Below are 25,172 nucleotides of genomic sequence, written 5' to 3'. Positions count from 1 at the left end.
GGCAGGGTGACGAGGGAAGCAGCCACCGACGGCGGTGGCCCTACCCCAGGAGGTCAGCATGACCAGCTCGATCGCACGCGTCACGACGATCACCGCCCGCTCCGACGTCAGCTTCGAGGACGCGATCCAGGCCGGTGTCGCACGTTCGGCACAGACACTGCGCAACGTCTCCGGTGCCTGGGTCAAGGAGCAGAAGGTCGAGGTCGCCGACGGCGCCATCACCGCCTACCAGGTCGTCCTCGAGATCACGTTCGTCCTCGACGACTGAGCTGAGCACCTCAGGAGAGGCTGAGACCGCGCCGGGGCCACCGGTCGCGGTCGCAGCGCTGCGGCGGCGCCGGCTGGTGGTGCTGGCCACCATCGTGCTGGGTGCCGTGGTGCTCGCGCTGTCGCTGCGGATCGAGCCCGGCGACGCCGCGTTCTACCCCGCAACCTTTGCCCTGGCGGGGGTGTGGGTGGTCGGGGCGCTCGCGTCCGGGCCGTTGCGGCTGGGCCGCATCCAGTTCCGCGGACGTGCCCGCCGCCCGTTGCTGACCCCGTTGCTCGTGGGGCTGGGGCTCGCCGCGATCTTCGCGATCGGGGCGCTGCTGGTGCGCGAGCTGCCGGTGCTGGGCGAGCAGGTGCGCGACGTGCTCGGCTTCGCCGTCGAGGGGCCGCTGGCCCTGCTGCTGGCCATCACCGTGGTCAACGGCGTGGCCGAGGAGCTGTTCTTCCGCGGTGCCGTCTACGAGGTCGCGCCCCGCTACCCGATCGTGGTCGCCACGGTGGCGAACGTCGCCGTGGTCGTCGCGTCGGGGAACCTGATGCTCGGGCTCGCAGCCGCGATCCTGGCGGTGGTCGTCGGGTGGCTGCGGCGGGTGACAGGAGGCGTGCTGGCACCGATGATCACCCACGTGACGTGGTCGACCGCGATGCTGCTGGTCCTGCCCTGGCTGTTCGGCTGAGCGGCCGCGGCGCCGCTCAGCCCTTGTCGGCCTCGCGCTCGGCGAGGGCCGCTCTCACGGCCTCGACGTAGGACATCGGCTCGAACGGCACCACCTGGCGGATGCTGGTGTCGTTGACGGTCACGGACACCCCCATCGAGTCGATGAGGTTCCGCCCCGTGGTGACGTCGACGTCGGTGACGAGCGCCAGCCAGTACGAGGAGAGCCGCGGCGTGAGCACGGGGACCGGCACGATCGGCTGCCGGTGCCCGGTCATCTGCTCCGCGGCGTCCTGGAGCATCTCCAGGTAGGTCAGCTGGTCCGGCCCGCCGACCTCGTAGGTCGCGCCGTAGGTCTCCGGCCGCCCGATCACCCCGGCCAGGTACCGCACCACGTCGTCGAGCGCGATCGGTTGCGTCGGCGTGGTCGCCCAGCGGGGCACGATCATCGCGGGGAGGTTGTGCACGAGCTGGCGTGTCAGCTCCCACGAGACGCCGCCGTGGCCGACGACCACGGCGGCCCGCAGCGTCGTCACCGGCACCCCGGCCGCTGCCAGGTGTCGTTCGGTGCGCCGCCTGCTGCGCAGGTGCGCGGACAGCTGCCGCTCGTCCTCCGGACCCAGCCCGCCCATGTACACGATCTGACGGACACCGGTCTGTGCCGCGGCGACCCCGAACGCCAGCGCGGCCGCCTGGTCCGCGGCCTCGAAGTCCGCGCGATCCAGCGCGTGCACCAGGTACACCGCGACGTCGACGCCGGTCAGCGCCGCCGTCAGGCTGTCCGGGTCGGAGACGTCGGCACCGACGGCCTCACCGGGGCCGTCGTAGTCCTCGGGTCGCCGGGTCATCGCTAGCACCTCGTGACCCGCTTCCGCGACGGCGGGCACCAGCCGGCGGCCGATGAAGCCGGTGGCGCCCGTCACGAGCACCCGCATCGGTGACATCGCCCCAGTCTCGCAGGTCGACGTCCGCGCCGTGCGTGGTCAGCGGCGCGCGCTCACCGAGCAATCAGCGCCTCGCCTCGTGCCCGCGCGGCGAGGCGGCCATCCGCGCGGTCGGGTCATGGCGTGCGAGCGTGGCGGCGAGCTCGACCCGCGCCGCGGTCGGGAAGCAGTGCTCGACGGCGCGCGGGCCGTTGTCGAGATCGGCCTCGCCGACGTATCGGCCGGTTGCCAGCTCCGCGAGCGCTGCGGTCACCTCACGCGTCCAGGCGACCTGGGGCTCCCGCGGCTGCGTGGCAGGATCCCAGTGCGCGTAGGCCGAGACGCTCATCGACCCCGCCGGGCGATAGAGAGCATCGGCGGGCGAGGCGCCGTCGGCCCGTCGCGATCCAGTCGTCAGCAGCACGCACGAGCAGTCCGTGAGCGTCTCGCCGTCCTGCGGCAGGCGCGGCAGCACGTGCGCGAACGCGGAGTCGGTCCATACGTGGTCGCTCGCGAGGGCGTCGCCGTCGTGGCGGGGGAGCCGGCGCACCACCTCGGCCAGCGGCACCGCGCCCGTGCCGACCGCGTCGAAACCCTGGCGCCGCAGCGCGGTCACGGGATCCGCGGCGGGGTCGGCGACATCGAACGCCGTCAGCGCGATCATCGCGTAGGGCTCGTCGTGCGCGCCGTGCGCCGGGTGCCAGAACACGGTCGTCTCGACCGAGGCCGGGACCGTTGCGAGCAGGTCGTCGATGCGCGACCCCAGCGAGGCCGGGTCGGAGGCGGCGGTGTTCGCGAACCCCCGCCGGACCCAGGCGGCGCCGCGCTCGAGCTGCAGCAGGAACCGCACCACGACGCCGGGGAAGAACGGGCCGGCACCTCGTGCCGCCCGCCACAGGTCGGTGTCGTGGTCTCGATCGACTAGGCGTCGCTCACCGTCGGGGAGGACCACCTCAGCCGCGAGGATGCGCTCGCAGCCATGCCCCCAGGTGGGCGTGTTCCACCCGTTGCCGCCCGCGAGCAGGAAGCCCCCGAGTCCTACCGTCGGGGCGTGCCCCACCGGGAAGGACATCCCGGCGGCGTGCAGCGCGGCCGCCGTCCGTGCGACCGTCGCCCCCGGCTCGACCCAGGCCGTCGCGTCATCCGTGTCGACCTCGATCTGGTCGAGGTCCCGCAGGTCCAGGGTGACGGCGCCGGAAGCCAGGTGGGTGGCGCTGAGCGAGTGGCCGCCGCTGCGGACGGCGACGCGCAGCCCGCGCTCGGCCGCCGCGAGCACAGCTGCGACCACGTCGTCCGGGCCGCTCGCGCGCGCGATCGCGGCGGGTTCGCGATCGGGTTGCCATGTGGAGACGGACAGCGAGGCCCGTGCTGCCGGGAAGTCGCGGCTGCCCCGCTCCAGCCAGGAGGCCGGCCTCACGCCTGTCCGGCCGCCGACTCGTGCTCTCCGAGGATCGCGCGGTCGATCGCCGTGGGTGCGTAGACGAGGTCGACGAGCTTGCGGCTCAGCCCGATCACGCCGCCGTCGGCGCCGAGATGCGCCGCGCTCACGCGCAGCCGGTGCCGGGCGCGTTCGGCGACGTCCTCACGGATGTGCTCCTCGACCGTGCTCACCACGCGCGGCATCCGGCCCAGGACACCGCCGAGCACCAACGCATCCGGGTTCGCTGCGGCGACCACCGTCGAGAGCACGCGGGACAGCCGTGCGGCGGCCTCGTCGACCGCGTCGCACACCAACGGGTCTCCTGCGGACACGCGGTCCACGATGTCCCAGAGGTTGCGCACGCCCGTGCCCTGGAGGTCGCGGATCAGCGCCTGCCCCGACGCCCAGGAGGCGAGGCAGCCGTGCCGGCCGCATGTGCACAGCGGGCCGTCGTCGCTGATGCGGACGTGGCCGATGTCGCCGGCCGCGCCGTCCGCGCCCTCCAGCACGTGACCCGCGTCCACGATCCCCGCGCCGATGCCGGTCGCGTACTTGATGGCGAGCACCGCCCGGCCGGGCCCGAGCACGCTGGCCTCGCCGAGAGCGAAGGCACGCGCATCGTTCTCGATGACGGCGGGCACGTGCCAGCGCTCCCGAAGCACGTCGAGCAGGGGGTATCGCTCCCATGGCGCCATCATCGACGTCGTCGCTCCGAGTCCTCCGGTGAGCGGGTTGATCGGTGCGGGGATACCCACCGCGACGCCCACCAGGGTCTCGTCGGTCCCGGCGCGGACCAGCACGTCGGCGATGTCGAAGATCGTGGCGAGGTACTCGCCCGGGTTGATGTGGATGTCAGCAGACACCTCGCGGACGCGCAGCACCTGCCCGCCGACCGAGGTCATGCACACCCGAGCCCGCGTCTGTCCGAGGTCCAGGACCAGCGCCACCTTGTCGCGTGTGTCCCATCGCAGCAGCTCGGAGCGCCGACCCGGTCGGCGTTCGTCGCCGGACCCCGCGGGCGCCGATCCGTCCTGGTACACATACCCGGCCCTGAACAGCACCTCGAGACGCGCGAAGAGCGTGGTGCGTGACATGCCGGTCGCCGCCAGCAGCTGCCCTCGCGTGAGCCCGGGTCGGGATCGGATCACATCGAGCAGCGCGCCGTAGGAGGTGGCCGGCAGCGCCGGCGCGGTCGCGGTGCGTGCGGGCGCACCGGGCTCGGCCTCCGGACCGTCGGTCTGAGCCACCGCCACCTCGCCTCGAAGATCGATATCGGCACGTCTGAGGACTCGAATGATGCCACGTTGACGGCGGCCGTGCCAGCCATTATGTTCAGGCACTGAACGCAACACTGGACCCGCCCCCGCGGCGCAGAGAGGCAGCGATGGCTCACACCACCTCAGCGCTCTCCGCTGCCGCAGCGGACGTGCTACGGCTCAACGACCGGGGCGACCGCACCGTCGCAGCCCCCCGCCTGTACCCCCATCAGTGGTCCTGGGATGCTGCATTTGTCGCCATCGGCTGGGGAACCTTCTCGGTCGAGAGGGCTCTTGCCGAGCTGCGACACCTCCTCGGTGGGCAGTGGCGCACCGGCATGGTGCCGCAGATCGTGTACTCGGACGAAGGCGGGTACTTCCCGGACGTGGAACGGTGGCGGACCGACGGTGTCCCAACTGCTCCGACGGGAGCGCGTACGTCCGGCATTTGTCAACCCGCCATACATAGTCTCGCGATCTGGCTGATCGCGGCTCAGGCCGAGAGGAACGGTCCGCGGGACCTGGAACTGGTCGAGCGCTTCCTGCGCGAGACCTTCGACGGCTGGCTGCGCTGGCACCGCTGGCTCGACGAGGTGCGCAGCACCCACCCGACCGGGTTGATGGAGATCCATCACCCGTGGGAGTCCGGCATGGACAACTCGCCGCGCTGGGATCGCCCGAGCGCGGCCGTCGTGCCCGGTGCGATGGCGCCCTTCAGGCGCGCCGACACCAGCCACGTCAAGGACGCGAGCGAGCGGCCGGGCGACGACGACTACGACCGCTATCTGTGGCTCGTGGAGCAGCTCGCCTCCGTGCGCTACGACGACGTCGCCGCCCGTGAGGTCATCGACTTCCGTGTCGGTGACGTCTTCTCGACGGCGGTCCATGCCCTGTCCTCCGACCGGCTCGCCGATCTGGGCGAGCGCCTCGGTCGCCCCGACGACGCGACGGCGCTCCGGAGCATCGCAGCCCGCGCCCGCGCCGCCGTCGCCGCCACCATCGACCCAGAGACCGGCCTCGCCCGCGACTACGACATGCGGGCCGAGGCGTGGATCGCCACCGAGACCGTCGGCGGCTTCGCGCCGCTGATCTGCGGAGCGGACGCAGAGGACTTCGCGCGCCTGGTCCAGCTGCTCGCGGGCGAGCGGTGGTGCGGCCACCCCGCGCTGGCGTTCCCGCTGCCGCCGACCACCGCCCCGGACGCCCCCGAGTTCGTCAGCCGCACCTACTGGCGCGGCCCCACATGGCCGGTCATCTCCTGGCTGATCGGCTGGGCGCTGCAGCACCACGGAGAGCACGACCTCGCCGAGCGCATCCGGGTCGCCGGGCTGAAGCAGCTCGCCGACGGCACGTTCGCCGAGTACTACGACAGTCTCAGCGGCGCGGCGCTCGGCAGCCATGACCAGTCCTGGACCGCTGCTGCCGCGCTGGCCTGGGAGACGGAGCGGCCATGACGATCCCGCAGACCTGGGTCGGGCGCTCGCGCCCATCGGTGGACGCCGGTGAGATCGTCACCGGCGCGCTCGAGTACGTCACGGACCGGTTCCCTGACGGCGTGCTGCACGGTGCGGTGCTCCGCTCCGCGGTCCCGCACGCGCGTATCGACCGCATCGACGTCACAGCGGCTCGCTCACTGCCGGGCGTGCACTGCGTGCTGGTCGCCGACGACGTCCCGGTCAACGCGCTGGGACCGCGCGAGGTCGACGGCCCCGTGCTCGCCGAGACCTGCGTGCGGCAGGTCGGCGAGGCGATCGCGCTCGTCGCCGCCGACGACGAGGACACCGCCCGCCGTGCCCTGGCAACGATCGAGCTCGAGCTGGCGCCGTTGCCCGTCGTCGACAGCCCCACGGCGGCGGCAGCACCCGACGCGCCGCAGCTGCACCCGACCGGCAACGTCTCCGGCCGCATCTCCTTCAGCTCCGGTGATGTCGAGCAGGCGATCGCGCCGGCGGTGCTCGTGCTGCGCCGCAACGTCACCACACCCAGCCAGGAGCACGTGGCGATCGACACTCCCGGAGGTGTCGCCGCCGTCGAGGACGGCGTCGTCACGATCTGGTGCGGCTCGCAGAACCCCGGCCTTCACCAGCGCAAGGTCGCTCGTGCGCTCGAGATCGACATCGCCGACGTGCGCATGATCGCCAACCCGGTCGGCGGCGCGTTCGGCTCGCGCAACGACGACCCGATGCCCGTCTACCTCGCGCTGCTCGCTCGCGCGACCGGCAGACCGGTGCGCGTGCACATGACACGCGAGGAGACCATGGCCGCCGGGGCCAAGCGGCACCCCTTCTGGACCTCGATCGCGATCGGCTTCGACGCGACGGGGCGGATCCTCGGCTCCTCGGTGCGGGCGGTCGCCGACACCGGTCCGGTGATCACCTCGGGCCCCAACGTCATGAAGACCTCGGGCGAGATGTCGACGGGGCCGTACCGGTTCCCGGTGGCCTCCTTCGACGGCACGGTCTACTACACGAACAACGCCAACGCGGGTGCGTTCCGCGGCTACGGCGTCCCGCAGGTGGCCTTCGCGATCGAGAACGCGGTCACCGAGGCGGCGCACACGCTGGGCCTCGACCCCATGCAGATGCGGATCGACAACGCCCTGCGGGGCGGCGAGCCGCACAGCCTCTACCGGCACCGCGTGACCGACAGCCTCGCGGTGCGCGCGACGCTCGAGCAGGCCGCCGTGCACCCGCTCTGGACCGACCGCGTGTCCTGGCAGGCGCAGGCCGCCTGGCCGTGGCGACGCGGGACCGGGGTCGCGACCGCGATCAAGGGCGTCGGCATGGGCAGCGGCACCGGTGACGCGGCACGTGCGCGCCTCGAGATCGACGGCGACGGCCACGTGACGATCTGGGCGGGCCCCAACCACACGGGCCAGTCGATCCAGACCACCTATGGCCAGGTCGCGGCCGACGTGCTGCAGATCCCGATCGAGCAGATCGACGTCCGGGTTGGGGACACCGGTGTGGTGCCGGAGTCCGGCCCGACGGCGGCCTCCCGGTCTACCTATGCTGGCGGCAACGCCGTGCGGATGGTGTGCGACGAGCTCGTGCGCCGGTGCTCCGAGCTCGAGCTGCCGCTGCAGCTCGACCCCGAGGGCACGGGTACCAAGCTCGTCGAGCTCGGTGAGGCCACCTACGAGCAGACCTTCGTGCTGCCCGACACCGATGACATCGGGCTGGTGCCGCCCGAAGACCTCGCGAAGTACGGACCGCACCGGGTGTACGGCGCATGCACGCAGGCGGTGCGGGTCGAGCTCAACACGCTGACCGGCGAGCTCCGGGTGCCCGAGCTGCTGTGCGTCGTCGACTGCGGCACCGCGATCAACCCGGCGGCCATGATCGGTCAGGCCGAGGGCGGCATCCTGCAGGGCCTGGGGCTCGCGATCATGGAGGAGCACCGCCTCGAGGGCGGTGTCCCGGTCACCACGAGCCTCGAGAACTACCTGATCCCCACCATCTCCGACACCCCGGTCATGCACGTCGAGATGGTCGACAGCACCGAGGACTCCGGACCGTTCGGCGCCAAGGGCATGTCCGAGGTCGTCGTGGTGCCGACGCCGCCGGCGGTCGCGGCCGCCGTCATGGACGCCGTCGGCGTGCTGCCGCAGACGCTGCCGCTGACCCCCGAGCGCGTGCTGTCCCTGCTCGAGGAGGCGTGATGAGGCTCAACGGGATCGAGATCGACAACGTGCCCGCCGAGCTGCACGGCATGCGGCTGCTGGACTACCTGCGCACCGAGCGCGGGCTGACCGGCGCCAAGGAGGGCTGCGGCATGGGCGAGTGCGGCAGCTGCACCGTGGTGATCGACGGCGCCGCCGTGACCTCGTGCCTTGTGCTGGTCGGCCAGGTGCTCGATGCCGAGATCCGCACGGTCGAAGGGCTGGCCGACGCCGGTCACGGGCCGCTGCAGCGGGCGTTCGTCGCACGTCAGGCCGTGCAGTGCGGCTACTGCATCCCGGGCGTGCTCAACTCGTGCGCGGCGCTGCTGGACCGGGTCCCGGATCCCGACGACGAGCAGATCCGTACCGCGCTCGACGGCAACCTCTGCCGGTGCACGGCCTACAACCGCTTCTACGACGCCGTGCACGACGCTGCGTGCGAGCGCCGCACCGACCAGGCGGGCCAGGCATGAGCGCGACGCCTCCCACGCTGCTGCGCCCGGCGAGCGCGACCGACGTCACCGGGCTGCTGCGCGACGGACGCGCGATCTGCGGTGGCACCGACCTGCTCGTGCAGTGGCGTGCGGGCGCCCCGGTCGCCGCGATGATCGACCTGACCGCGATCCGTGCCAGCATCCCGGTGCTCGAGGAGACCGCTGCCGGCGACCTACGGATCTCCGCGCTGCACCCGCTGACCGAGGTCACCTCGGCGCTGGGGGAGGAGCTGGTGCCGCTGCGCGAGTCGGTCGCGGTGTTCGCGTCGACCACGATCCGCAACCGTGCGACGCTCGGCGGCAACCTGGCCAACGGCTCACCGGCCGCCGACACCGTGCCGCCGCTGCTCGTGCTCGGCGCGGTGATCGACGTCGTCACACCCGACGGCGGCACCCGCGCCGTGCCGCTCGCCGACTTCCTGCTCGGTCCTGGGCGCGTGCAGCTGGACGAGCAGGAGTGGATCCGCACCGTCACGATCCCCGCGTCGGCCCGCGGCTGCGGGCGGCCGGGCGGCGGCTTTCGCAAGATCGGCGGCCGAGCCGCCCAGGCGATCTCCTTCCTCAGCCTCGCGTGGCAGTGGCGCGTCGCCGCCGACGGAACGCTCACCGACGTGCGCCTCGCCATGGGCGCGGTGGCCCCCACCGTGGTGCGGCTGACCGCCGTCGAGAACCTGCTCGAGGGATCCCTCCCGGGACCCGACCTGATCGACGCGGCCGCGGCCGCCGTCGACGAGGACATCCGACCCATCGACGACCTGCGAGCCAGCGCGGCCTACCGCCGCCGCTGCGCCGCCGGCCTGGTGCGGGAGGCGCTCGGAGCGCCGGCCCACCACGCCACCCGAGACGAGAGGTAAGAAGCTGTGGACGTAGGTGTGACCGTTCGGCTGGACCAGCCGATCACGCAGGCGGCAACGATGGCGCGCCGCGCCGAGGACCTGGGTTTCGCGAGCGTCTGGCTCGCCGACCACTACTTCCATCGCGACGTGTCGGCGGCGCTCGCGCTCATGATGACCGCGACCGAGCGGGTGCGCCTGGGCACCGCGGTGATGTCGCCGTTCCTGCGGCATCCCACGCTGCTGGCCAGCCTCGGCGCCACGCTGCGCGAGATCGGTCCGGAGCGGTTCGTGCTCGGCCTCGGCGCCGGCGGCTACGAGTTCGCGAGCGAGATGGACATCTCGATGAAGCGGCCGCTGCGGGTCGTCGCCGAGAGTGTCGACATCATCCGGCAGATCGAGGCGGGCACCGCGCAGGTCGAGGGAGAGACCTTCAGCGCGCGCGGCTCCGCCCTGCGTTGGCCCGCACAGCCGGGCCCGCTGTACCTCGCCGCGCGCGGCCCGAAGATGCTGGAGCTCGCGGGCAGGACTGCCGACGGCGTCATCACGCACGGCATCTCCCAGGGCCATATCGACTTCGTCAAGGAGCGGGTCGCGGCGGGTGCTGCCGACCGCGTGTCGGGCTCGGCAGCGATCTGCCTGATGCTCGACGTCGAGATCGGTGACGACCGTGCGGCGGCGCTGCGCCTGCTCGCACCCCGGTGCGTGACCATGGCCGGCGGCGCCTACGCCGACGAGCTGATCGAGATCTACGGCCTGGACCGGGACGAGGTCACCGCGCTGCGCGCGACCGTGCGCAGCGGCGACCGTGCGCGCGCCGCCGAGCAGGTGACCGACCGCATGGCGGAGGCCTTCGGCCTCGCCGGCAGCGCCGCCGAGGTGGCAGCCGGGCTGCGGCGGCTGGAGGAGTCCGGTGTCGACGAGGTGATCGTCAGCGTCGGTGGCAAGGACCGTGACGCGGTCGAGCGACAGCTCACCGCACTCGCCTCGGAGGTGTACGCATGACCGCACTGCCCCACGCCGTGACCGTGCTCGGGACCGGTGCCGGCGCCCTGTCCAGCGCGATGGAGATGTCGCTCGCGGGCATCGAGGTGACGGTCGCTGACTTCGAGCGGTTCCGCAGCAACATCGACGCGATCGCCGAACGAGGCGTGATCCGGCTCAAGGCCCCCTGGCACGGGATCACGGAGGCACCTGCGAAGGCATCGCTCGACCCTGGCGCGGCCGCCGCGGCCGCCGACGTGATCGTCGTCTCGGTGCCCGCCTTCGGTCACGACACCTTCGCCGCGCTGCTGGCCGAGCACGCCCGGCCCGGCACGCAGGTGATCTTCGCCGGCGAGGGCGGCGGCAGCCTCGCGCTCGTCGCCGCCATGCGCGCGGCGGGCCGCGACATCGACCTGCAGATCGCCGAGCTCAACAGCCTTCCCTACGGGGCCCGGGTGCGTGCACCCGGTCTGATCACGGCGTCGCGCAAGGTGGGCGGCACGATCGCCGCCGGCATCCCGGCGGGCAACCCCGCCGTCGACACCGCGTGCGCGATCTGGCCCTCGGTGACCGCGGCGGAGAGCGTGCTCGAGACCGTGCTGCTCAACTTCAACGCGATCGACCACGTGCCGCCGATCCTCGGCAACCTCGGCGCGATCGAGGGCGGCGCAGGCAAGTTCCTGCTGTGGGGTGTGGGCGCGAGCCCTGCGGTGTCCCGGTTCATCGCCGCCATCGATGGTGAGCTGATCGAGATCCGTCGCACCCTGGGCTTCAGCAATCTGAAGGGCTACGAGGAGTACCTCGTCGAGCAGGGTTTCGCGGCCGAGCTGAAGGGCAGCCTGCACGCCACGCTGCAGTCCTCGGCCTTCGCGGACTCGACCTTCGGTACCGGGCCGAACGCGCTCGAGAGCCGCTACATCACCGAGGACGTCCCCTACGCGCTGTGCCTGATGTCCTCGATCGGTGCCGAGGTCGGCGTGCCGACCCCGACGATCGACGCGATGATCCACCTCGCCGGGATCGCCACCGAGACCGACTACCGCGCCCAGGGCCGCACGCTCGCGACCTTCGGGCTGGCGGGCCTCGGCCGTGACGGTCTCCTGCAGGCGACCAGGACGGGCCGTTGGTGACCCAGCAACCGACGACGCTCACGGGCATCGCGGTCGAGGACGTCGACCGCGAGCCGTTCGCCGCGCATGCCACGATCGCCGACGGCGGCATCCGGCTGAGCGCTGCTGACGAACCCTCCGCAGGGCTGCTGCTGCCCGGCCTGGTGAACGCCCACGACCACCTGCGCTCGCTCGTGCCGCCCAGCCGCGCGGGCGAGAGGATGTCGCTGACGACGGCGATCGCTGCCGCCAACGACCTGCAGCTCGCCGTCGAGCCCGATGACTACCGCGTGCTGACGGCGCTCGGTGCCGCGCGCCAGGTGCGCGCCGGCACCACCACGGTCGTCGACCACGTCTACCCGCTGCACCGACCGGGCCTCCTCGACGCGGTCGTCGCCGGGCACCGCGCGGTCGGGGTGCGAGGGTTCGTGGCGCTCGGCGTCATGACCCGGGGTGTCAAGGAGCTGTGCACTTCTGTCGAGGACGTGGTCGCGCTGGCCGAGCGCGCCGCGGACACGCTGCTGCCCAAGGAGCAGATGTACCTCGCGCCGGTCTCGCTCCGGCAGAACGACCCCGGTGACTACGCGGTCGTTGCCGAGGCCGCGCAGCGCCTGGGCCTGCGGACCTACACGCACATCGCCGAGCTGCCCAGCGAGGTGGAGGACTGCGTCGCCGAGCACGGGCTCCGCCCGATCGAGCTGCTCTACGAGGCGGGCTTCCTGATGCCGGGCACGGTGCTCGTGCACGGTGTGGTGCCCAGCGATCGTGAGATCGAGCTGATGGCGCAGACCGGCGCCGCGCTCGTGTACTGCCCCACGAACCACCTCAGGTTCGCCAAGGGGTTCGCGCCCGTGGTCGACATGATCGATGCGGGCGTTCCCGTGATGCTCGGCGTCGACGGCATGGAGAGCCTCTTCCACGAGATGAGGCAGGCCGTCTACGCACAGGGCCAGGCGCGCTCGGCGCCCGGCTCCTTGGGCTCGGCGCAGGCCTTCTCCATGGCCACGCGCACGAGCGCCGCCGTGCTCGGCCTGCCGGCCGGGTTCGACGGCGGAGATTGCGTCCGGCTCGACGCATCGGGTCCGCAGTGGCACCCGATGGCCGACCCGGTGTGGACGGTCGTGCACCGCGGTGCACCCGCCGACGTCACCGACGTGGTGGTGGCGGGGCGGCCGGTCCTTCGCGACGGCGTGCTGGTCGAGGTCGACCAGCACCAGCTCGCGCACGAGGCAGCAGACGTCGCGCAACGCCTCGCGCGACGTGCCGGGACACCGGTGCCTCCCCTCTGGCGGCCCTGGGCCGTCTCGTCCCCCTCGCAGAACGACCAGCAGAAGGAACACTCATGAACCCGAACAAGTCCCTGAGCAGGCGCCGCCTGCTGACGCTCGGTGGCGGAGTCGCCGCAGGGCTGACGCTGGCCGCGTGCGGCACCGGCCCGGCCAGCAACGGCGGTGGTGAGACGAGCAGCAGCGGCGGCGACGGCGGTTCGAGCGGTGGCGGTGGCACGCTCGAGCTGTGGGGCAACACCTCGATCATCGGCGAGGCCGACTCGCCGCTGGCGCAGGCGGCCGCCGCCTTCGGCGAGGAGTTCGGCGTCACCGTCAACCTGCAGGGCATCCCGACGCAGGACCTCGTCCCGAAGCTGACGACGACGGCGGCCGGCGGTTCCGGCCCGGACATCGCGATCGTCGACGTGTCCTCGATCGCTCAGCTCGCCGCGGGCCAGGTGCTCGCCGACATCTCGAGCCAGAGCGGTGAGGTCGCAGGCGACTTCCCGACCGAGCTCCTCGCCGGTGCGTCCTACGACGGCAAGCAGTACGGCCTGCCGTACACGACCAACAACGTGGCGCTCTACTACAACAAGGCCATGCTCGACTCGGCGGGCATCGCGGTACCGACCACCTGGGACGAGCTGCGCGACGCCGCGATCGAGCTGACCGGCGGCGAGCAGTACGGTTACATGTTCGGCGCGCAGGGACAGGGGGCCTTCCTGTTCTGGCCGTGGCTGTGGCAGAACGGCGGGCAGATCGTCAACGACGACATGACCGCCGCGTTCGCCAGCGACGCCGGCATCGAGGCGTTCGAGTTCTACGCCGGCATGGCGATGACCGACAAGGTGGCGCCGCCGGAGTTCATCGCCTCCAACGCCTCGTGGGACCAGTACGTGGCCCCGTTCGCGCAGGAGCGCGTGGCGATGATGGCGATCGGGCCCTGGGGCACGTTCCCTGTGCAGGATGCGAACCCTGACCTCGACTTCGGCATCGCGCCGCTGCCGAGCCGCAAGGAGAGCGCCAGCGTGCTGGGCGGTGCCGCGGTCGGTGTCGGTCACCACGCGCAGAACGCCGAGATGGCGTGGGAGTTCGTGCGCTGGATGACGGGCAGCGAGCAGATGCACTACATCCAGGACACCGGCAACGTCCCCGGTCGCACCGAGGTCGTCGAGTCCGACTGGGCGAAGGAGGACCCGCTGCGGCAGGTCTTCATCGAGCAGATCCCGGTCTCGCGCGCCCGGCCGGCCATCCCCACCTGGGGTGACGTCGAGTGGGGCGTCATGGCGAACATGTGGGACTCGGTGATCCAGGGCCAGGCCGCCCCGGCGGACGCGCTGCTCGCGGCCGTCGACGAGGCCAACAACGCACTGTCCAGCTAACCGCGACGGTGGGCCGCCGGCGTGCTCGGCGGCCCACCGTGGGTACGAGCCAGGGATGACATGACCACACACGTGACCGACGCCAGGCTGGTGGCAGCCAGGCGTCGCCGGATCTTGCGGCGCCGCTTCGAGCCGGTGCTCTACATCGCACCCGCCTTCATCGTGCTGGCGGCGATCATCGCGTTCCCGGTGCTGAGCGCGATCGGCACGAGCTTCCTCGACGCGAGCCTGCTCCGCCCGGGGCAGGACACCTTCACGGGCGTCGACAACTACGTCGAGCTCCTCGCCGACCCGACGTTCCGATCGGCTTTCGGTCGCACCTTCGTGTGGGCGGGTTCCGCCCTGGTCGTCCAGGTCGGGCTGGCGCTGGTGATCGCGACCACGCTGAACAAGAAGCTCTTCGCACGCGGTGTGGTGCGCACGACGCTGATCATCCCGTGGGTGGTGCCGACCGTGCTGGTCGCGCTGATCTGGCGGTTCCTGCTCGACCCGGTCTCCGGACCGATCAACGATCTGCTCCGGCCGATCCTCGCCGATCCGCCGATCTGGCTGGCCGACACACGGTGGGCACTGCCCATGCTCGTGCTGATCAGCGCGTGGAAGTGGACACCGTTCTCCGCCGTCATCATCCTGGCGGGGCTGCAGCAGATCCCGCGTGAGCTCTACGAGGCAGCGATGATGGATGGTGCGAACGCGTGGCGGCGGTTCACGAGCGTCACGGTCCCGGCGATCCGCACCTCGCTGGCGCTGGTGACGCTGACCACGATCTCCGGAGCGATCAACAACTTCAACGGCATCTGGATGTTCACGCGCGGCGGACCGAACGGCGCCACGGAGATCCTGACCACCTACGCCTACCGCACCGCGTTCGTGCAGTTCGACTTCGGCAAGGCATCGGCGATCTCGGTGATGATCTTCCTGATGATGCTGGTGCTGGCGGTCCTGTACTTCTACGCCATCGAGGGCCGTTCGCCCAAGAAGCGGAGCGTCCGATGAAACGAGAGCACCGCTATGCCTCCTGGGGCGCGCACGCGTTCGCCGTCGTCCTCGTCCTCGGTGCCGTGCTGCCGTTCGTCTGGATGCTGCTGTCGTCCTTCAAGACCGCGCCCGAGCTCAACGGCGCCGACAAGCAGCTGCTGCCCGCCAGCCTGTACCTGGGCAACTACGAGAAGCTCGCCGACACCAACTTCTTCAGCTACTTCCTCAACTCGGTGGTCGTCGCGGCCGGCACCACCACGATCGCGCTGCTGCTCGCCATCCTCGCCGGCTACGGGTTCGCGCGCTTCACGTTCGTGGGCAACCGAGGGATGCTGCTCATCGTCGTCGCCGCGCAGATGTTCCCGGCGATCATGCTGGCGATCCCGCTGTTCACCACGATCAAGGTGCTCGGCCTGCTCGACTCGTTGCTCGGCCTGATCCTGGTGTACACCTCGTTCGCGCTGCCGTTCTGCATCTGGCTGATGCGCAACTACTTCCTGGCGGTCCCGGTCGAGACCGAGGAGGCGGCGCTGATCGACGGCTGCACGCGCGGCAAGGCGCTCTGGCGGGTCGTGCTGCCGCCCGCGCTGCCGGGCGTGATGGCTGCCGCGGTCTTCACGATCATCAACGCCTGGGAAGAGTTCCTCTACGCGAACACCTTCATCGACACCGATGCCAAGCGCACGCTCTCGGTCGGCATCAACTCGCTGCTCGGCGAGTTCACGACCGACTGGGGTCGCATGCTCGCCGCCGGTGTGCTGGTGATGATCCCGGTGCTGGTGATCTTCGGCTACCTGCAGCGCTACGTCACCGAGATCGCCGGTGGCGGGGTGAAGGGCTGAGTGGCCGTGCAGCTGCTCACCGGCGGCCATCTCGCCTCGGGCGAGATCGTCGACGTCCTGCTCGACGGCGATCGCGTCAGCCAGGTCGGTCCGGTCGCCTCGGTCACCGCCCCCGAGGGCGCTGACCGTGTCGAGCTGACCGGCTACCTGCTCGCCGGCGCCTTCGCCGAGCCGCACGTGCACCTCGACAAGGCCTTCACGATCGGCCAGGTCGACAACCCCGAGGGCACGCTCGCGGGTGCCATGACCGGGTACGGGACGCTGCTGGCGGGTGCGACCGACGAGGACGTCCGCGTCCGCGCACGACGCGCGCTGCTCCACCTCGTCGGCAACGGCGTCACGGCGGTCCGCAGCCACGTCGGCTGCGGGCGGCTGCTCGGCACCCGCGCGATCGAGTCCGTGGTGGCCGTGCGCGAGGAGCTCCGGGACGTCGTCGACCTCGAGATCGTCGCGCACATCGGCGGTCCGGCCGCCGGGGAGAGCTGGGCCGAGCACGCCGACCGGCTCAGGCAGGCCCTCGACGCCGGCGCCGACGCGGTCGGCGGCAACCCCGCCGTCGATGCGGATCCGGTCGCGGCGCTCGAGGCGTGCCTCGCGGTCGCCACGGAGCGCGGCTGCCCCCTCGACCTGCACACCGACGAGACCACCGACGTCAGCGTGCTCACGCTGCGCGAGCTCGCACGACGCGCTGCGGATGCCTCGGTCAGGGTGACCGCCAGCCACTGCGTCTCGCTGGGGCAGCAGGCCACCGCCACCGCGGCCGCCGTGGCGGCCGAGCTCGCCGCCGCCGGCATCGGCGTCGTCACGCTGCCGGCCACCAACCTCTACCTGCAGGGCCGCGGCACCGTTCCGGCGCTGCGAGGTCTCACCGCGCTGGACGCGCTCGAGGCGGCAGGGGTGCGCACCGCCGCCGGCGGTGACAACGTCAGCGACCCCTTCAACCCGACCGGCAGGCTCGACCCGCTCGAGGTCGCTTCCTTGCTCGTCACGGCCGGTCATCGCAGCCTCGCCCGAGCCTGGGAGATGATCGGCGCCGACGCCCGCGCGATCATCGGTGCGGTGCCGGCGGCACCCGAGCCCGGCTCGCGCGCCGATCTGGTGGCGATCCGGGCCCGGTCCCTGCAGGAGGCCGTCGCTCTCGCCCCCGCCGACCGCTGGGTGTGGCGCGCTGGTCGGCTGGTCTCCCGCACCGAGGTACGGCGCCACGGCGCCACCGCGGAGCTCGACGCATGACCGGGTCCGGCGCACCCCGCCAGTCGCTGTGGCGGATCCCCCAGATCCGGGCGGTCTTCGCGATCAGCTTCGCGGGCCTCGCCAGCTTCTCGATCACGCTCGCCGCGCTCCCGGCGTGGGCGGCGCAGATCGGCCACTCCGAGCAGGTCGTCGGCACGATCACCGGCGTGATGCTCGGCGTCACGGTCCTCACCCAGCTCGGCACCGCGCGACTGCTCTACCGCTTCAGCACCCGCTCCTTGCTCGCGGCCGGGTCCCTGCTGCTGGGCATGCCCACGCCGCTCTACCTGCTGCTGCCCCAGCTCGAGAGCCTGTACGCGTTGTCGGCGGTCCGCGGTGTGGGCTTCGCGATCGTCACGGTCGTCGGGGCGCTCGCGATCCCACGTGCTGCGCCCCCCGAGCGCCGCGGCGAGGCGATCGGCATCTTCGGGCTGTCCGCCGCGATCCCGATGATGGTGGGCATCTCCGGTGGCGCCGCGCTCGTGCTCGGCGGCTCGTTCCGCGTGGTCGCGATCCTCGGCGCGCTGCCGGTCCTCGCGCTCGTAGCGCTGCCGTACGTGTCCGCCGAGGACATGGGGCAGGCACCGCGGGCCACGGTGAGCCTGCCGCGTGCCGCGAGCCGGCTGCTCTACCCGGCGGGGCTCCTGCTCGCGATCACCGCGGCCGGCGGCGGCCTGGTCACGCTGCTGCCGCTGCAGCGCCCCAGCGGGGCCGTGGCGGCACTGGCGCTGCTCGTCTTCGGTGCGGTCGGGATGGTCGCGCGGTGGCAGGTCGGCGCTGTGCTGGACCGGGCGGGGAACCGGCTCGTGCTTCCCGTGCTCGTCGCAGCCGGCGTGCTGGGGCTCGTCGTCGTCGCGCTCACGCTGGCAGCCACGGCCTCCTGGCTGCTCATGGTCGGCGCCGGGCTGCTGGGCCTGGCGTACGGAGGGTTGCAGACCGTCACGCTCGAGATGAGCTTCCACCGGCTGCCGGCGAGCGACGCCCCCACCGCCAGCGCGATCTGGAACGCCGCGTTCGACGGCGGCACCGCCGTCGGCGCCGCGGTGCTCGGCTTCGTCGGCGCCACCGCGCTGGGAGGCAGCGGCGCGCTCGCGATCGGAGCCGCCGCGATCGCCGTCATCGGCGTCCTCGGGCTGGTCGCATCCGGGCGTTCGGCCCAGCACACTGGTCCCGAGGTGGAAAGGACTCACCGATGATCATCACCGACGTCGCCTGTGTGGAGTACACGGGCCACGTGGTCCACGAGGGCCCGATCTTCGCCGACCGGCTCCGCCGCCCCACCGACTGCTACCCCGAGCTCCGCTCGGTACCGGCACAGCGGTTCGCCGAGGTCGCCGAGGACACCTACGAGGTGCGCTCGGTCTTCCTGCACATCGAGACCGACTCCGGGCTCCGCGGCAGCACCGCCCAGCTCTCGCTCGAGCAGGCGGCGATCGTGATGAACGTGCTCAGGCCGTTGCTGCTCGGGCGAGACCCGCTCGCCGTCGAGCGGCTCTGGGACGTGCTGTACCGCTCGGCGATCCACGGCCGGGCGGGCGCCGGCATGACGGCGCTCTCCGCCGTCGACTGCGCGCTCTGGGACATCCGGGGCCAGGCGTTCGAGGTCCCTGCACACGTGCTGCTCGGGGGACCGACCCGGACCGACGTCGAGGTCTACGTCTCCACGCTCGGCGACAGCCTCGAGCCGGCCGTGGTGGCCAGGCGCACGAGCGACCTGGTCGCCGAGGGCGTGCGCGCGTCCAAGTGGTTCCCGCGCTGGGGGCCCGAGGACGGCCGGGAGGGGATCGACCGGATCGTCGAGCTCGTCGGTACGGTTCGCGACGCCGGCGGGCCAGGCATGGAGATCATGCTCGACGCCTGGAGCGGCTGGGACGTGCCGTTCACGCTCGAGGTCGCGACCGCGACACGGGACCTCGGGCTCAGCTGGATCGAGGAGCCGCTGCTCGCCGACCTGACCGAGGGCTACCGCTCGCTGCGACGCCGCCTCCCCGACGGCGTGCGGATCGTGGGCGGCGAGCACGACTACACGCGCTGGGGGTACCAACGTCTCCTCGGCGAGGACGTGCTCGACCTGTACCAGCCCGACCCGCACTGGGCCGGCGGCATCTCCGAGCTGACCAAGATCGCCGCGCTCGTCAGCGCCGCGGGCGCGCAGCTAATCCCGCACGGGCAGTCGATGCAGTGCAACGCGGCCCTCACGTTCGCGGCCGCGCCCACGCTGATCCCGCGCATGGAGTACCTGGTGAGGCTGATGCCGATCTACCAGCACTTCCTCGCGGAGCCGATCACGCCCGAGCGGGGTCGGGTGGCCGTGCCCTCGACACCCGGGCTGGGCATGTCTCTGGCTGAGGAGAACATCGTCGACGCGCGGCCGGTGGGTGCGCTGTGAGCCAGGTCCTCGTGTGCCTGTCGGACTACCCGCGTGAGCTGCTCGCCTCCTGGGTCGAGGGCGCGGACGTCGAGGTGGTGACCGTCCCGTCGGGCGCCGACCTCGCGGCGATGCTGCCCGACCTGGCGCGTGCCGATGTCGTCATCGGCGACGCCGCGCGCCGGTTCCCGCTCGAGGCGTCGGTGCTGGCGCAGCTGCAGCGGTGCCGGCTGGTCTTCCACCCCGCGGTCGGCCTCGACGGCGTCATCGACCTCGAGGCCGCTCGCGCGCACGGCATCGAGGTGCGCAGCGCGCCGGGCTACAACGCCGACGCCGTGGCCGACTGGACCGTGATGGCGATGCTGCTCGGGCTGCGCGGTGCGGTGGCCGCGGACCGTGACATCCGCGCGCAGGGCTGGCACCGCCGGCTGCTGGGGCGCGAGCTCGGCGCGGTCACGGTCGGCATCGTCGGGTACGGGGCGATCGGTCGTGGCGTACGCCGCCGGCTGGCCGGCTTCGGCTCGACCGTGCTGGTCACCGACGAGCGCGAGGTGACCGACCCCGACGTCGAGCAGACCTCGCTCGACGACCTGCTGCAGAGAGCCGACGTGGTGACCCTGCATGCGCCGCTGCTGCCCTCGACCCGGCAGATGGTCAGCGGCGAACGGCTCGCGAGGATGCGGGAGGGCAGCGTGCTCGTCAACGCCGCCCGCGGCGGTCTCGTGGACGAGACGGCCCTGGCGACCGCACTGACGCATGGACGCCCCGCCGTCGCGGTGCTCGACGTCTTCGAGACGGAGCCGCTGCCGCCGTCCAGCCCGTTGCTCGGGCTCGAGAACGTGGTGCTGTCCCCGCACGTGGCGGCGGGGACCGAGCAGGCTCGGCAGCGCGTGCGCGCGCTGGTGGGCGACGCCGTCCGTGAGTTCTTCCGGAGCGGTCCCTGATGGACCCGGTGCTCGCAGCGCTCGCGACCGAGACGGCGCCGTTCGCGCTCGCGACGGTCGTCTCGACATGGAGCTCGGCCCCCCGAGGGGTCGGTGCTCGCATGCTGGTGCGTGAAGACGGGTCCACGCTGGGGTCTGTCTCGGGCGGCTGCGTCGAGGCCGACGTGCACGCGCTTGCGCTGCAGGTCCTGCGCGGAGCCCCCGCCGTGCTGCAGCGGTACGGCGTCAGCGATGGTGACGCGCTCGCGGTGGGGCTCATGTGCGGCGGCACGATCGAGGTGCTGGTGCAGCGCATCACCGACCCCGAGCCGCTGCGCGCCTTCGCGGCGTCGGTGGCTGCGCACCACCCGGTCGCGATCGCCTCGGTGCTCACCGGCGAGCACGCCGGCTCGCTGCTGGAGGTGACGGCCGAGGGCGAGTCGCTCGGTGGCACCGGCTTCGCGCGCCTCGACGGCTCTCTCGTCGCCGACGCGCGCGCCGTGCTCGCGACCGGCCGCACGACCGAGCTCAGCTACGGCACCGACGGCAGCAGGCAGGGCGTCGGTGTGCGGGTGCTCGTGGATGTGGTCGCGCCGCCGCCGCGGCTGATCGTCGCCGGCGTGACCGACTTCGCCGTCGCGATCGCCGAGCTCGGCGGCTACCTCGGCTTCCGCGTGACCGTGTGCGACGCGCGATCCACGTTCGCGACCCGGGAGCGCTTCGGTCGCGCCGACGAGATCGTGATCGAGTGGCCGCACCGCTACCTGGCCGCCGAGATCGAGGCCGGGCGCGTCGACGCCCGCACCGTGCTGCTCGTCTGCTCGCACGACCCGAAGTTCGACGAGCCGGTGCTCGAGGCCGCGTTACCCGCCGGGCTGGGTTTCGTCGGTGCGATGGGCTCGCGACGGACGCACTCCCAGCGGCTGGAGCGGCTGCGTGAGCGCGGCATCAGCGACGAGGCGCTGGCCTCGCTCCGCTCTCCCGTCGGCCTCGACCTCGGCGGTCGCAGCCCCCGGGAGACCGCGCTGTCCATCCTCGCCGAGGTCGTCGCGGCTTCCGGGGGCGGCACCGGCCGGCCGCTCGCGGATCTGGGGGGTCCGCTCCACGGCGAGCGCTCAGATGCCTGACCACGCCAGGCTCACCGGCATCGTGCTGGCTGCAGGCGCCGGCCGCCGGATGGGTGGCCCGAAGGGTCTGCTGCGCACCGCGGCAGGCCAGAGCTGGGCGTCCCGGGCCGCGGGCGTGCTGCACGAGGCCGGCTGCGCCGTCGTCCTGGTCGCCGTCGGGGCCTCGGGGGACGAAGTCGCCGCCACCCTGCCCGCCCACGCCACCGCGGTACCGGTCGGAGGCTGGGAGGAGGGGCTGGGCGCGAGCCTGCGCGCCGCCCTGGGTCGCGTCGACCGCGAGGCGTGCGACGCCGTCGTGATCGTCCCGGTGGACACGCTCGACCTCGTCCCCGACGACGTCCACCGGGTCCTCGCCGCGATCCCCGCCCCGCTCCGTGCCGGCCTGGCCCGCGCGGTCCACGACGGCGCCCCGGGCCACCCCGTGATCATCGGAATCGACCACCTGACGCAGGCGATCAGCGAGTCGGCCGGCGAGCACGGCCCGCGCCCGCTGCTGCGCACCGCCGTCCCCGTGGAGATCGGGCCGCGCCCGGACACCGACACCGCCACGTAGCTCTCGACGCACCTCCGTCCGGGCCCGCACGCGCTCCGTCGTCGGGATACGGTCGGGTGGTGACTGAGTTCGACACCGCCACCGCCGCGGTCGAGGCCGCGCTCGCGGCCGGCGCGACCTACGCCGATGCCCGTCTGATGTCCCGCAGCGCCGAGCGCATGCTCGCCCGCAACGGCGACATCGCTGACACGACTCGCAGCGCCGACATCGGGATCGGGGTGCGTGCGCTCGTCGGGTCCAGCTGGGGGTTCTTCTCCACGTCCGATCTCGACGGCGGAGCTCGCCTCGCGGGCGAGCGCGCCGCCGAGATCGCGGCTGCCAGCGCGCAGGTGCCGCTGCCCTCGGCGAGCATGGTGCCCTCCGACCCGGTCCAGGCCAGCTGGAGCAACGCCGTCGAGATCGACCCGAGCTCGGTGAGCGAGTCGGACAAGGCGGACCTGCTGGTCGCGGCGACCGCGGCGATGCGTGAGCACGGCGCCGACGTCGCGATCGGGTACCTGACGTTCTGGGACACGAGCAAGTGGTTCGTCTCCAGCGAGGGGCACCGCATCGACCAACGCATCCGGGAGGCGGGCGGCGGTATCGAGGCGACCGCCGTCGGCGAGGGAGAGACCCAGCGCCGCTCGTACCCCAACAGCATGGGCGGCCAGCTCGGCACCCGAGGCTGGGAGCTCGTCCAGGAGCTCGATCTGCTCGGGAACGCACCGCGGGTCGCCGAAGAGGCACGCGCGCTGCTGACCGCGCCGGAGTGCCCCTCCGGCGTCACCGACCTGATCCTCGACGGCAGCCAGGTGGCGCTGCAGATCCATGAGTCGGTGGGCCACGCGATCGAGCTCGACCGCATCCTCGGGTGGGAAGCTGCCTACGCCGGCCGCTCCTGGCTCGACCTGGCACAGCTGGGATCGTTGCGGTACGGCTCGGATCTCATGACGATCGCGATCGACCCGACCATCGAGGGTGCGCTCGGCTCGTTCGGGTACGACGACGAGGGCACCGCCGCCGCCAAGCGCCTCGCCGTCGACCACGGCACCTGGGTGGGTGTGCTCGCCGGGCGCGACTCGGCCTCGGTGGCCGGGCTCCACTACGCGGGCAGCGTCCGCTCCGACGGCTGGCGGCGGCTGCCGATGGTCCGGATGACCAACGTCGGGCTCGAACCCGGACCGCACACGCTGGAGGAGATCATCGCCGCCACCGACGACGGCGTCTACATGGAGACCAACCGCTCCTGGTCGATCGACGACCGCCGTCTCAACTTCCAGTTCGGCTGCGAGGTCGGCTACGAGATCAAGGGCGGAAAGAAGGGGCGCATGCTCAAGAACCCCACCTACACCGGCATCGGTCCGCGGTTCTGGCAGTCGATGGACATGCTGTCCTCGGAGGTGGTGAGCTGGGGGTTGGCGAACTGCGGCAAGGGGCAACCCGGCCAGGTCGGCCACACGGCGCATCCAGCCGCGCCCGCCCGGTTCCACGACGTCCGCGTGGGGGTGAAGGCGTGAGCGCCGCCGAGATCGCCGCCCGCACCGTCGAGGCCGTCACCTCCCGCCTGCGCGGTGCCGAGGTGGTGAGCGTGGTCGAGCGCAGCGAGGACCACCTGACCAGGTTCGCGGACTCCGCGATCCACCAGAACGTCGCCGACGAGGCGTGGACCGCCCGCGTCACCGCCCACCTCGACGGCCGCACGCTGAGCCTGTCCACCGGGCTCGCCGGGCCGCAGGACGGCGGCGCGATCGAGGCCGTCGCCGACCGGGTCGCGCAGTCGCTCGCGCTGGCACCGCTCGACCCGCGGTGGGCCGGGGTCGCCGGTGCCGCCGAGGTCGCCGCCGAGCAGGAGCGGCCGGGTTCGACACCGGCCGAGCGCGCTGCCGCCGTCGCCGCCTTCATCGAGGGGGCGGGTGGGCTGAGCACCGCCGGCTACGTGAAGTCCTACCGTTCGGAGTCGGGCGTCGCCACCAGCGGCGGGCAGGTCGCCTCGATGCGCACCGGCGCCTCGGCGATCGACGGCATCGCGAGCATCAACGGGGTCGACGGCGTCTCTCGCTCCCGGGTGCACGGCTTCGCCGACCTGGACCCGTACGCTGCCGGTGCGCTGGCGGCCGCGAAGGCACGCGCCGCCCAGGACGCCGTGGAGCTGCCGCCGGGTCGGTACGAGGTGATCCTCGAGCCCGCCGCAGCCGCGAACATCGTCTCGACACTCGCGATGTATGGCTTCAACGGCCGGATGGCGCTGGACGGCGCCTCGTTCGTGGAGCTCGGCGCCGAGCAGCTCGACCCCGCGATCTCCCTGGTCGACGACGGCCCTTCCTGGGGCGTAACCGTCGACTCCGAGGGCACCCCGAAGCAGCGGCTGGCGTTCGTCGAGGCCGGGCGCGCCACCAGGATCGCGCACGACCGGCGCACGGCGGCCGAGTCCGGTGGCGCCTCGACCGGGCACGGCTTCGGGTTCGGGGTGCCGGTCGCCGCGCACCTGGGCATCGAGCCGGGGGTGGCCGCTGCGGTGGCTGCCTCGCCGGTGCACGTGGCACCCACCGCGTCGTCACTGCTGTCCGGAGTCACCGGGTCATCGCGCGCGCTGCTCGTCTCGGACTTCTGGTACACCCGGGTGCTCGACCCGCGCCAGGTCACCGTGACCGGGCTGACCCGCAACGGCATGTGGCTCGTCGAGAACGGCGAGATCGTCGGTGCCGTGCAGAACGTCCGGTTCACGCAGTCCTACCCGGGCGCCCTCGCACCCGGGCAGGTGCTCGGCGTGGGTCCTGACGTGGTGACCGACCCCGACTCCTGGGGCCCGACGGCGCACTTCGCCCCCGCCCTGCACCTCGCCTCCTGGAACATCACCGGCAACGCCTCCGGCTGAGGCCCACGACCCCCCGGCCCGCTTTCAACGCACTTTCGTCGC

23 protein-coding genes are annotated in these 25,172 nt (G+C 72.4%); 20 read left to right on the top strand and 3 right to left on the bottom strand.

Annotation, left to right across the window (positions count from 1 at the left end; translation table 11 throughout):
• Positions 1 to 58: 58 nt before the first annotated feature.
• Both GPA04_RS07115 and GPA04_RS07110 read left to right on the top strand, forming a co-directional pair.
• Positions 59 to 268: a dodecin family protein gene (locus tag GPA04_RS07115; protein ID WP_156223375.1), complete on the top strand. Its 210-nt coding sequence runs from the start codon at positions 59 to 61 to the stop codon at positions 266 to 268.
• A 76-nt stretch (positions 269 to 344) separates the two neighbouring features.
• Positions 345 to 944, top strand: coding sequence for a CPBP family glutamic-type intramembrane protease (locus GPA04_RS07110; protein WP_206674143.1), 600 nt, complete (start codon positions 345 to 347; stop codon positions 942 to 944).
• A gap of 16 nt (positions 945 to 960) precedes the next feature.
• Here the strand turns inward: GPA04_RS07110 and GPA04_RS07105 are convergent, their stop codons facing one another.
• The 3 genes from GPA04_RS07105 to GPA04_RS07095 all read right to left on the bottom strand — a co-directional run bounded on the left by GPA04_RS07105 (position 961) and on the right by GPA04_RS07095 (position 4,512).
• The gene (locus GPA04_RS07105) at positions 961 to 1,866 is read right to left on the bottom strand and encodes an NAD(P)H-binding protein (protein ID WP_241680649.1); all 906 of its coding nucleotides are present in this window, start codon (positions 1,864 to 1,866) and stop codon (positions 961 to 963) included.
• Positions 1,867 to 1,930: 64 nt separating this feature from the next.
• Positions 1,931 to 3,262, bottom strand: coding sequence for an FAD-binding oxidoreductase (locus GPA04_RS07100; protein ID WP_156223374.1), 1,332 nt, complete (start codon positions 3,260 to 3,262; stop codon positions 1,931 to 1,933).
• Complete coding sequence (locus GPA04_RS07095; RefSeq protein ID WP_156223373.1) at positions 3,259 to 4,512, bottom strand: ROK family protein; 1,254 nt, start codon at positions 4,510 to 4,512, stop codon at positions 3,259 to 3,261. Before GPA04_RS07095 ends, GPA04_RS07100 begins: the two co-directional genes overlap by 4 nt.
• 137 nt (positions 4,513 to 4,649) lie before the next feature.
• On the opposite strand from GPA04_RS07095, the gene ggh reads away from it, so the two are divergent.
• From ggh to GPA04_RS07005, 18 genes are read left to right on the top strand one after another with little or no spacing between them, the layout of a single operon-like run.
• A complete protein-coding gene (ggh, locus tag GPA04_RS07090; RefSeq protein WP_156223372.1) occupies positions 4,650 to 5,975 on the top strand; it encodes a glucosylglycerate hydrolase in 1,326 nt (441 codons plus the stop codon).
• Positions 5,972 to 8,182, top strand: a complete 2,211-nt coding sequence (locus GPA04_RS07085) for a xanthine dehydrogenase family protein molybdopterin-binding subunit (RefSeq protein ID WP_156223371.1) — start codon at positions 5,972 to 5,974, stop codon at positions 8,180 to 8,182. Before ggh ends, GPA04_RS07085 begins: the two co-directional genes overlap by 4 nt.
• Positions 8,182 to 8,655, top strand: coding sequence for a (2Fe-2S)-binding protein (locus GPA04_RS07080; RefSeq protein ID WP_156223370.1), 474 nt, complete (start codon positions 8,182 to 8,184; stop codon positions 8,653 to 8,655). Before GPA04_RS07085 ends, GPA04_RS07080 begins: the two co-directional genes overlap by 1 nt.
• Positions 8,652 to 9,530 carry an FAD binding domain-containing protein gene (locus GPA04_RS07075; RefSeq protein ID WP_156223369.1) on the top strand — a complete coding sequence of 293 codons (879 nt, stop codon included), beginning with the start codon at positions 8,652 to 8,654 and terminating at the stop codon, positions 9,528 to 9,530. Before GPA04_RS07080 ends, GPA04_RS07075 begins: the two co-directional genes overlap by 4 nt.
• An 18-nt stretch (positions 9,531 to 9,548) precedes the next feature.
• Positions 9,549 to 10,514 carry an LLM class flavin-dependent oxidoreductase gene (locus GPA04_RS07070; protein ID WP_156223368.1) on the top strand — a complete coding sequence of 322 codons (966 nt, stop codon included), beginning with the start codon at positions 9,549 to 9,551 and terminating at the stop codon, positions 10,512 to 10,514.
• On the top strand, positions 10,511 to 11,623 hold the full coding sequence (locus tag GPA04_RS07065; RefSeq protein ID WP_156223367.1) for an NAD/NADP octopine/nopaline dehydrogenase family protein: 1,113 nt from the start codon (positions 10,511 to 10,513) through the stop codon (positions 11,621 to 11,623). Before GPA04_RS07070 ends, GPA04_RS07065 begins: the two co-directional genes overlap by 4 nt.
• A complete protein-coding gene (locus GPA04_RS07060) occupies positions 11,620 to 12,948 on the top strand; it encodes an amidohydrolase family protein (protein WP_162458542.1) in 1,329 nt (442 codons plus the stop codon). Before GPA04_RS07065 ends, GPA04_RS07060 begins: the two co-directional genes overlap by 4 nt.
• Positions 12,945 to 14,252: an ABC transporter substrate-binding protein gene (locus GPA04_RS07055; RefSeq protein WP_156223365.1), complete on the top strand. Its 1,308-nt coding sequence runs from the start codon at positions 12,945 to 12,947 to the stop codon at positions 14,250 to 14,252. Before GPA04_RS07060 ends, GPA04_RS07055 begins: the two co-directional genes overlap by 4 nt.
• 60 nt (positions 14,253 to 14,312) lie before the next feature.
• Positions 14,313 to 15,248 carry a carbohydrate ABC transporter permease gene (locus GPA04_RS07050; protein WP_156223364.1) on the top strand — a complete coding sequence of 312 codons (936 nt, stop codon included), beginning with the start codon at positions 14,313 to 14,315 and terminating at the stop codon, positions 15,246 to 15,248.
• A complete protein-coding gene (locus GPA04_RS07045) occupies positions 15,245 to 16,072 on the top strand; it encodes a carbohydrate ABC transporter permease (RefSeq protein ID WP_156223363.1) in 828 nt (275 codons plus the stop codon). The genes GPA04_RS07050 and GPA04_RS07045 overlap by 4 nt, the downstream gene beginning before the upstream one ends.
• Entirely contained in the window at positions 16,073 to 17,305 is a 1,233-nt protein-coding gene (locus GPA04_RS07040; RefSeq protein WP_156223362.1) for an amidohydrolase family protein, read from the top strand.
• Entirely contained in the window at positions 17,302 to 18,501 is a 1,200-nt protein-coding gene (locus GPA04_RS07035; RefSeq protein ID WP_156223361.1) for an MFS transporter, read from the top strand. The genes GPA04_RS07040 and GPA04_RS07035 overlap by 4 nt, the downstream gene beginning before the upstream one ends.
• Entirely contained in the window at positions 18,498 to 19,694 is a 1,197-nt protein-coding gene (locus GPA04_RS07030) for an enolase C-terminal domain-like protein (RefSeq protein ID WP_156223360.1), read from the top strand. Before GPA04_RS07035 ends, GPA04_RS07030 begins: the two co-directional genes overlap by 4 nt.
• Complete coding sequence (locus tag GPA04_RS07025) at positions 19,691 to 20,617, top strand: NAD(P)-dependent oxidoreductase (protein ID WP_156223359.1); 927 nt, start codon at positions 19,691 to 19,693, stop codon at positions 20,615 to 20,617. The genes GPA04_RS07030 and GPA04_RS07025 overlap by 4 nt, the downstream gene beginning before the upstream one ends.
• Entirely contained in the window at positions 20,617 to 21,723 is a 1,107-nt protein-coding gene (locus GPA04_RS07020; RefSeq protein ID WP_156223358.1) for an XdhC family protein, read from the top strand. The genes GPA04_RS07025 and GPA04_RS07020 overlap by 1 nt, the downstream gene beginning before the upstream one ends.
• Positions 21,716 to 22,276, top strand: coding sequence for a nucleotidyltransferase family protein (locus tag GPA04_RS07015; protein ID WP_156223357.1), 561 nt, complete (start codon positions 21,716 to 21,718; stop codon positions 22,274 to 22,276). The genes GPA04_RS07020 and GPA04_RS07015 overlap by 8 nt, the downstream gene beginning before the upstream one ends.
• Positions 22,277 to 22,335: 59 nt before the next feature.
• A complete protein-coding gene (locus tag GPA04_RS07010) occupies positions 22,336 to 23,772 on the top strand; it encodes a TldD/PmbA family protein (RefSeq protein ID WP_156223356.1) in 1,437 nt (478 codons plus the stop codon).
• Positions 23,769 to 25,130: a metallopeptidase TldD-related protein gene (locus tag GPA04_RS07005; RefSeq protein WP_156223355.1), complete on the top strand. Its 1,362-nt coding sequence runs from the start codon at positions 23,769 to 23,771 to the stop codon at positions 25,128 to 25,130. The genes GPA04_RS07010 and GPA04_RS07005 overlap by 4 nt, the downstream gene beginning before the upstream one ends.
• The last annotated feature ends 42 nt before the right edge of the window (positions 25,131 to 25,172 follow it).

Source organism: Pseudactinotalea suaedae (assembly GCF_009733815.1).
In the GTDB taxonomy this organism is placed as follows: domain Bacteria; phylum Actinomycetota; class Actinomycetes; order Actinomycetales; family Beutenbergiaceae; genus Pseudactinotalea; species Pseudactinotalea suaedae.
This window is presented reverse-complemented; position numbering and strand designations above follow the sequence as displayed.